Raw genomic sequence first — 8100 nt, 5'->3', positions numbered from 1 at the left:
CATCCGTACCCCCGCAGGGCAACCACCCCGCCCGCCAGGAAGAGACCAAGCCCATGCCCCCTCCGCGAACCGGTCACGGTCACCCGACACCGACCAGGCCAACCGCGACGGAACAGGTAACCGAATAGGAGCCATGCCCGACCGACACCCACCGCACCCACGCACACGCGGAGCGCCGCAGACGGAACCGGGGCAACCTGTGCCATGTGGTGCCACACACGCAGGCGACTCCCATACGGCGTCGCCTTCCATCTCAGCACGGGAAGTTGGCCATTGTGGCGCCTTCACGCAGTTCTGGTCCCAGGCGCCGACCAGCCAGTCCGAGGCCAGGGGGCCGGTTCGGCGCCGCCGACCACGAACCCGTAGAAGCGGGCAGGCCCGGGAAGCCGCCACCCCGGATCGCGCCCGGTGGTCTCCTGGCGAGCCGGGCGGGCCTCCATCGCGGGCCCGATAACCGCAATCGAATGATATCGATCGCCACAGCCGTCCTCGCCCCTGAGCGGCAACGCCGAGAAAGCCCGGAGCACCATGGAAAGGGAGTGCCACTACTGAACAGCCACCGGCGGCTGGCGGCACCCAGTATGACCAACGAGGTATCACCTGATTCGGATACGTGCGAAATGAGCGACGGGTCTGTCAATTGATGGCCTGGGCGAACTCAGCTCGCCGATAGCGCGGGTATTCATCTTGCATGGGCGAAACGCGGTTGACAGGGGCGCGGCAGCGGTATCGCCCGCTGGACCTGCCTCCACCGAGGCCACCGCCGCCCAGGAGCCATCCCCACAACCCGGTCGTGAGGGTCCGACACATTGGTGTCGTGGGCACTGTGTGCCAGGCGAAGGTTCTTCCACCGGAGGGGGGTCGTCGGCAGGCTCGAGGTGTCGACCACTGCGGGTCGCCTCCGTCGAGCCCCTCCGGGAGAGACCAAAATGGACATCCGGCAACTCCGAACATTTCACCGCGTGGCCGCGCTGGGGAGCTTCACCCGGGCCGCGGCCGAGCTGAACTACGCGCAGTCCTCGGTGACTGCGCAGATCCAGAGTCTTGAAGTGTCCCTGGGGGGCGAGCTGTTCGAGCGGTTCGGGGGCAAGGTGAAGCTGACCCCGGCGGGGACGCGGCTGCTGCCCTACGCCGGGCAGATGCTGGCCCTGGCGGACGAGGCGCGAGGCGCTGCGTCTCCGGACGCGCAGCCCGAGGGGGTGCTGACCATCGGCACGATGGAGAGCATCACCTCCTACCGGATGCCGCCGGTGCTGGAGTTCTTCCACCACCGCTACCCCCGGCTGCAGATCGCGCTGCGACCGAGTCTGTGCGCGGAGACGCTGCACTCGCTGCGTCAGGGGCTGTTCGACGCCGGCTTCCTGATGGAGGCCGAGACGCAGCACTCCGGGGTGCACAGCGAGGTTCTCGGCGTGGAGCGGCTCGTCGTGGTGGCATCGCCGGGGCATCGGCTCGCCGAGGCGTCGAAGGTGGAGACCGACGATCTGCGGCAGGAGTCGGTGCTGGCCCCGGAGGCGGGGTGCGCCTACCGGGAGCTGCTGGAGGCGGAGCTCAACGACGGCACGGGCGAGCCGGTGCCCTTTCTCGAGTTCGGCAACATCGAGGCCATCAAGCGTGGCGTCGGCGCCGGCCTCGGGATCAGTCTGCTGCCGCGGATGGCGGTCGTCCAGGAGCTGTCGGCCGGGACGCTGGTGCCGCTGGCCTGGGAGCCGCCCTTCGAGCTGTTCACGCAGCTGGCCTGGCGCAAGGGGGCGCAGCTGTCGCGGGAGCGGCGCGTGTTCGTGGAGCAGGTCATCGACTTCCTGAGCCGGGAGTACCAGGAGTCCTGAACGGCATCCGCAAAACGGCGAACTGTCGGGATTCCATGAGCGGCCTGCATGCTGCACATGAATGTATTGGCTTTATCGATCGATGGAGTCGATAAAGGCCATCTGTAAAGCCGAATGGGATTTGTGGACTTCCAGGTCGGACGGCATGAAGAATGTTTTGCAGTCCCAGTAATCGGCAAGGAGAGGTTTTATGTCACAGGTCATGCTCCCGGCTAAGCGGTTTGTCGTGTCGAGCGTGTCGTCCGACGCCCACATGTGGAATCTGGTTTTCCTGCAGCTGATGCTGGAGGAGCAGGGCGCCCAGGTCACCAATCTCGGCGCTTGTGTGCCCGACGACCTCATCATCGAAGAATGCCGAAGGTCGCGGCCGGACGCGCTCATCATCAGCACAGTCAACGGACATGGCCACCTCGACGGCCTCCGGCTCATCCGCCGTATCCGCAGTGAGCCGGACCTGATGGACCTGCATGTGGTGATCGGCGGGAAGCTCGGGGTGCGGGGAGCGGAGAACATCGTGTTCGCCGAGGAGCTGGCGCTCAGCGGGTTCGACGCGGTGTTCGAGGCGGACGGCGGGATCGAGGCCTTCCAGGAGTTCCTGGGCTCCCTCGACAGTGCCGAGCGCCCCGCGCTGGAGTCGGCGAGGGCAGCCGCATGAGCAGTCCCGCCAGGGCTTCCGAGCGGTACGCGCCCCAGATCGCTCCCAGCGGACGTTTCTCGCGTCACGTCCGAGGGGCGCATGCCCGGGGCCGGCTGGTGGTGCAGCCTCGGATGGGGTTCGCGGATCTGGCCACCATGCGTGAAGGGCTGCTGGGCGTGAGAGGCGCCGAAGCCACGGCGATCGGCACGATCACCCTGGACAGCTACACGCGTGTCAACGACCATGACTCCGCCCGTCAGGCCCTGCGTACGGGAGCCGAGCTGAACGGGTTCCCGTTGGTCGCCCATGGTCCTGATGCCACCCGGCAGCTGCTGGGTTCGGTGTCGGGGCCGGACTTCCCGGTGCAGGTGCGCCATGGTTCGGCATTGCCGTACCCGCTGTTCCGGGCGATGGTCGAGGCCGGCGTGGATGCCACCGAGGGCGGGCCGGTGTCGTACTGCCTGCCTTACAGCCGGGCGCCGATCAGTGAGGCGGTCAAGGCCTGGGCACAGTGCTGCGAGCTGATCGCGGAGCAGCCCGATCCGATGCATCTGGAGAGCTTCGGCGGTTGCATGCTGGGGCAGTTGTGCCCGCCCAGTCTGCTGGTGGCTCTCAGTGTGCTGGAGGCGTTGTTCTTCCGGGAGCATGGACTGAGCGACATCTCGTTGAGTTATGCGCAGCAGACCCATCCGGGGCAGGACATGGAGGCGATCGCCGCGCTGCGGCGGCTGGCCGGCGAACGGCTGGCGCAGGCCGACTGGCATGTCGTGCTCTACACCTTCATGGGGGTCTTCCCCCGTACGTCGGTGGGTTCGTACCGGATTCTCGAGGAGAGTGTGCGACTTGCCGTGCGCACCGGCAGCGAGCGGCTGATCGTGAAGACGCCGGCGGAGGCGCACCGCATCCCGACGATCACCGAGAACGTCGACGCGCTGGAGTTCGCGGCGTCCATCGCTCGGGACGAGGCGGAGCGTCCGCCGGAGGTCGTGGCGACCGACTCGGGGATCTACGAGGAGGCGCGGCTGCTGGTGGACAGCACGCTGGAGATGGCGCCGACGGTCGGCGAGGCGTTGGTGCGGGCCTTTGGCCGAGGTCATCTGGATGTGCCGTACTGCCTGCATCAGGACAACGCCAACAAGTCCCGGGCCTACGTCGATCCGGCGGGGATGCTGCAGTGGGCGGAGCCGGGGCGGATGCCGCTGCGTGTGGAACGTGGCGCCTCGGCGCGGCCGGTCAGCGCGAGGGGCCTGCTGACGATGCTCGGCTTCAACGAGCGGCGTTTCGACCGTGAGCAGTTGACTCAGGGTCATCTGCGGGGGTTGCAGTACGCGGCGACCGAGAGGCGAAGGGGTCTGTCGTGATGCCGCGCACCGGTGACGCTTCCCGGATCGGTCTGCCTTCCCTGGCCCTGCGCCAAGTCCGCCGCCTGCGGATCCGTGCCCTCGACAGTCTCGCCCGGAATGTCCGTTCTCAACCGAGGAGCATCCTGTGACGATCACTCCCACTCTTGATGCGGTACGGGCGCGCGGTGCGCTGCGTGCCGTGGTGAGCCGCGGCATTCGTGGGTTGTCGCTGTGCGGTGCCGACGGCCGCTGGCGCGGGCTCGACACCGACGTCGCCCGGGCCGTGGCGGCCGCCACCGTGGGTGACGGTGAGGCGGTCGAATGGGTTTCCTCCGATCCCGTGGACCGGTTGACGCGGCTCGTCGCGGGCGATGCGGAACTGACCGTGTCCAATGTGAGCTGGACCCTGGGCCGCGAGGCGTCCCTGCCGGTGCTGTTCACCGGGGTCACCTGCTACGACGGTGAAGGATTCCTCGTCCGCGCCGACAGCGGCGTGACCCGTCCCGAGCAGCTGGCGGGGCGGCGGGTGGCCGTGCAGGCGGGTACGACCAGCGCGGCCAACCTGGCGGCCTGGTTCGGCGGTCGGGGCCTGGCCGTCGAGCCGGTCGCCCATGCGACGCCGGCCGAGACGCTCGCGGCGTACGCGGCCGGTGAGTGTGCCGCGTACGTCCTGGACCGGGTCGCCCTGGCCGGAGAGCGGGCCGCGCTCGACGACCCGGCGGCGCACCGGATCCTCGACGAGGCGATCTCCCGCGAGCCGATGGCGGCTGCCGTGCGCGACGGTGATCCGGCGTGGTTCCGTCTGTGCCGGTGGGTGCTTCAGCTGCTGGTCTCCGCCGAGCAGCAGGTCCTCGAGGTGGGCGAGCGGGACAAGGCGCTCGCGCAGGCCGCTGAGACGGCGGGCGTCCATGGGCCCGCGGTCGGTCTCGACCAGGACTGGGCGGCCCGCGTCCTGGCCACCGTCGGCACCTACGCAGACGTCTACGACCGCAACCTCGGGCCGGCCACGGGTCTGGCCGTGCCGCGAGGGCTCAACGAACTGTTCACGCGAGGCGGTCTGCAGTATGCCGTCCCCCTCCACTGACCCATCCTCCCCTTCCCCTTGGAAAGGCATCTCACCATGAGTACTGACACCCGGTCGGCGGGCACGGAGACGAAGGGAGCGATCGAGCTGACCCTCGCCATGGTGCTCTCCGGCACCATCGGCGTCTTCGTCATCGAGTCCGGCGCGTCCCCCTTCAACGTGGTCTTCTTCCGCTGCCTGTTCGGCACGGCCACGCTCGGCCTCTATTGCCTGGTGCGCGGCTTCTTCAAGAACCACGGCTTCACCCCGAAGAAGCTCGGCCTGGCCGCACTGGGCGGTGTTTTCATCGTCTTCAACTGGGCGTTCCTCTTCAAGTCCTACAAGGACACGTCGATCTCGGTGGCGACCGTCGTCTACCACACGCAGCCGTTCTACGTGATGCTGCTGGGCGCTGTGCTCTTCCGCGACAAGCTCACGGCTGCCAAGTTCGGCTGGCTGGGGGTCGCGTTCATCGGTCTGATCCTGGTGGCGGGGGTGTCCGTGGCCGACCTGACGGGCGGCGGGGACAGCGCCTATATGACGGGGCTGGGGTACGCCCTGCTGGCGGCGGTGTTCTACGGGATCTCGACGGTCATCACCAAGCGGGTCACCGGGGTACGGCCGCACCTGGTCGCGCTGGTGCAGCTGGTGCTGGGCATCTTCCTGCTGCTGCCGTTCACCCAGCTGAGCGAGATGAAGGGGATCGGCGGCGACTGGGGCTGGCTGGTGGGCCTCGGCGTCATCCACACCTGCGTGATGTACGTCCTCATGTACTCCGCGTACCAGAAGCTGCCGACCCCGAAGATCGCCGTCCTGGCGTTCGTGTACCCGGCGGTCGCGATGGTCATGGACTGGGCGGTGTACGGGCACAGGGTGAGTCTGCTGCAGGCCCTGGGCATTCCGCTGATCGTGGCGGCGAGCCTGGGCATCAACCTCGGCTGGTCCTTCACCGGGCGCCGGGCGCCTGTCGCGCCCACCGAGGAGCCCGCACCGGCCGCCGGTGCGGTGGCCGCGTCCAAGACCGAGATCAAGACCGGAGGCACTCGATGACCCTCGTGACCGACCCCGCAGCCCCGCGGATCGCGATCGTCGGCGCCACCGGCGCCGTGGGCAACACCCTGATCGAGCTGATCGAACAGCGGGGTCTGCGCTACCGCGACATCCGGTTGGTGGCGTCCGCGCGCTCGGCCGGCACGGAGTTGAGCGTGGACGGCGTGACCCATCCGGTGCACGCGGTGGAGGAGTTCGACTTCGCCGGTGTCGACCTGGCGTTCTTCTCCGCCGGCACCGAGGCCAGTGAGCAGTGGGTACCCAAGGCCACCGCGGCCGGCGCCATCGTCATCGACAACACGATCGCCTTCCGCATGGACCCGGACACCCCGCTGGTGGTGCCGCAGGTCAACGCCCATGAGCTGGACACCCGTCCGAAGTCGGGCGTGATCGCCAATCCGAACTGCTCGACGATTCCGCTGGTGCGGCTGCTGCAGGGCGTCGAACGGCGTTACGGCGTACGCCAGGCCGTGGTCAGCACCTATCAGGCGGCTTCGGGGCTGGGGCATCCCGGTGTCGAGGAACTGATGAACGCCAGCCGCGCGACGCTGGAGCATCCCGGGGAGGTGTATCCCAGCAAGGAGTTCTCGCCGTCGCTCGCCTTCAACGTCATTCCGAAGATCGACCGTTTCCTGGACTCCGGCTTTACGCTGGAGGAGCAGAAGATGCTCCAGGAGTCCCGCAAGATCCTCGGCATCCCTCATCTGGACGTGACCACCACGTGTGTGCGGGTACCGGTCGTCAACGGCCATTCCGAGGCCGTGTGGATCGAGACGCAGGGTGTCGTGGACCGGGCCGAGCTGGTCGAGTTGCTCGCCGCGCTGCCCGAGGTGACGGTGCACGACCGTCAGTCGCAGCACGAGTTCCCCACTCCCGCCACGATCGACGATCCGTACCGGGTGCACGTCGGGCGGGTCCGGGTGAACCCGAACAACCCGCGCGCCTTCTGGCTGTGGCTGGTCGCCGACAACCTCACCATCGGTGCGGCGCTGAACGCGATCCAGATCGCCGAGGAGCTCATAGCCCGGGGGACCCTGTGACGCGACCGCCGCTGGACTCCTCGCAGCGGCCGGCGGCGGTGGTGAAGTTCGGGGGTTCCAGCTTCCGGACCCTGGCCGCGTACGGGCAACTTGCCGAGGCGCTGTCCCGACGGGTCGAGGAGGAGAACACCCGCCTGGTGGTCGTGGTGAGCGGCCAGCCCGGTGAGACGGAGCAGTTCCGGGACCGGCTGAGCAAGGTGAATCCGCATCCCGAGGACGAGACCGTCGCGGGTCTGCTGACCCTGGCCGACACGGTGGGCGCGCAGTTGCTGGCGACTGCCCTGCACCGGGAGGGCCGTACCTCCACGGTGCTGGCGGGGCACCAGCTGGGGCTCACCACCGACTCGTCGTTCATGTGGGCGCGCTTGGAGCACACCGATCCGGAGCCGCTGCGCTCGGCCGTGCGTGAGCACGAAGTGGTGGTGGTCCCGGGTGGCCAGGCCGCCGACAAGGAGGGCCGGCCGACCTGGCTGGGCAAGAACAGTTCGGATCTGTCGGCGGTGGCCGTCGCGGCGGCTGTCGGTTCGCCGCGCTGCGAGATCCATTCGGACGTCGACGGCATCTACAGCTCCGACCCGCACCTGATCACCGGCGCGCGGCTGCTGAGCGAGGTCTCGTACAACACGGCGGCGCTGATGTCGTTGTACGGCGCGAAGGTGCTGCACCGTCGGGCCGTGCGGTTGGCGCAGCGCAACCGGATCGAGATCGTCTGTCGTTACAACAGGCCGCCGTTTCCCGCGGGTTCGGTCATCGGCAGTGCCGGTTCCTCGGTGGCCGCGGTGGTGCTCAACCAGCGTTCGGCGGCTCTGCGGTACGAGACGGAGGAGCTCGCCGACCGCGCGTACACGGCCTTCCACGGCGCCAACATCGATGTCGTACGTCTGACCGCGGGGCCGCTGGTCGCGGTCACCGGAGGGTTCGTCGACCTTCCCGAGTTCCAGCGGCGCAACGGTCTGGCGCCCGGCGAGTACGCGGGGGTGCCGGTGACCGCGGTGCGCGGCAGCCAGGTGGTCACCCAGCTGGCGGCCGACGAGGAGGACGCGCTGCATCTGACGCAGCGTCTGCACGATCACGTGAACCGTCCCGGCGCGGGCACCGATCCGAACGCGCCACTGCTCGAGCTGCAAGGAGTGTGAAC

At 68.5% G+C, this 8100-nt stretch carries 7 protein-coding genes; all 7 read left to right on the top strand.

Annotated elements, in window-relative coordinates:
- The first annotated feature begins 929 nt into the window (after positions 1 to 929).
- The 7 genes from ABZ642_RS35000 to ABZ642_RS34970 all read left to right on the top strand — a co-directional run bounded on the left by ABZ642_RS35000 (position 930) and on the right by ABZ642_RS34970 (position 8098).
- Positions 930 to 1829, top strand: coding sequence for a LysR family transcriptional regulator (locus ABZ642_RS35000; protein ID WP_360491655.1), 900 nt, complete (start codon positions 930 to 932; stop codon positions 1827 to 1829).
- A 190-nt stretch (positions 1830 to 2019) separates the two neighbouring features.
- Complete coding sequence (locus tag ABZ642_RS34995; RefSeq protein WP_360491652.1) at positions 2020 to 2484, top strand: cobalamin-dependent protein; 465 nt, start codon at positions 2020 to 2022, stop codon at positions 2482 to 2484.
- Positions 2481 to 3827 (top strand): methylaspartate mutase, encoded by a 1347-nt coding sequence (locus ABZ642_RS34990; RefSeq protein WP_360491649.1) that lies wholly within the window; start codon positions 2481 to 2483, stop codon positions 3825 to 3827. Before ABZ642_RS34995 ends, ABZ642_RS34990 begins: the two co-directional genes overlap by 4 nt.
- Positions 3828 to 3954: 127 nt before the next feature.
- The gene (locus ABZ642_RS34985) at positions 3955 to 4893 is read left to right on the top strand and encodes a transporter substrate-binding domain-containing protein (protein WP_360491646.1); all 939 of its coding nucleotides are present in this window, start codon (positions 3955 to 3957) and stop codon (positions 4891 to 4893) included.
- A gap of 36 nt (positions 4894 to 4929) precedes the next feature.
- Entirely contained in the window at positions 4930 to 5922 is a 993-nt protein-coding gene (locus ABZ642_RS34980; RefSeq protein ID WP_360491643.1) for a DMT family transporter, read from the top strand.
- Entirely contained in the window at positions 5919 to 6962 is a 1044-nt protein-coding gene (locus ABZ642_RS34975; protein ID WP_360491640.1) for an aspartate-semialdehyde dehydrogenase, read from the top strand. The genes ABZ642_RS34980 and ABZ642_RS34975 overlap by 4 nt, the downstream gene beginning before the upstream one ends.
- A complete protein-coding gene (locus ABZ642_RS34970) occupies positions 6959 to 8098 on the top strand; it encodes an aspartate kinase (RefSeq protein ID WP_360491637.1) in 1140 nt (379 codons plus the stop codon). Before ABZ642_RS34975 ends, ABZ642_RS34970 begins: the two co-directional genes overlap by 4 nt.
- The last annotated feature ends 2 nt before the right edge of the window (positions 8099 to 8100 follow it).

It is taken from the genome of Streptomyces sp. NPDC007157, assembly GCF_040634235.1.
GTDB lineage: Bacteria > Actinomycetota > Actinomycetes > Streptomycetales > Streptomycetaceae > Streptomyces.
Note: the sequence above shows the minus strand (reverse complement) of the source record. Positions and strands in the feature narration are given on the sequence as shown.

Bases quoted from the DNA above. Each gene is read 5' to 3' on its own strand.
- ABZ642_RS35000 (WP_360491655.1), top strand. From the start codon at position 930: ATGGACATCCGGCAACTCCGAACATTTCACCGCGTGGCCGCGCTGGGG.
- ABZ642_RS34995 (WP_360491652.1), top strand. From the start codon at position 2,020: ATGTCACAGGTCATGCTCCCGGCTAAGCGGTTTGTCGTGTCGAGCGTG.
- ABZ642_RS34990 (WP_360491649.1), top strand. From the start codon at position 2,481: ATGAGCAGTCCCGCCAGGGCTTCCGAGCGGTACGCGCCCCAGATCGCT.
- ABZ642_RS34980 (WP_360491643.1), top strand. From the start codon at position 4,930: ATGAGTACTGACACCCGGTCGGCGGGCACGGAGACGAAGGGAGCGATC.
- ABZ642_RS34975 (WP_360491640.1), top strand. From the start codon at position 5,919: ATGACCCTCGTGACCGACCCCGCAGCCCCGCGGATCGCGATCGTCGGC.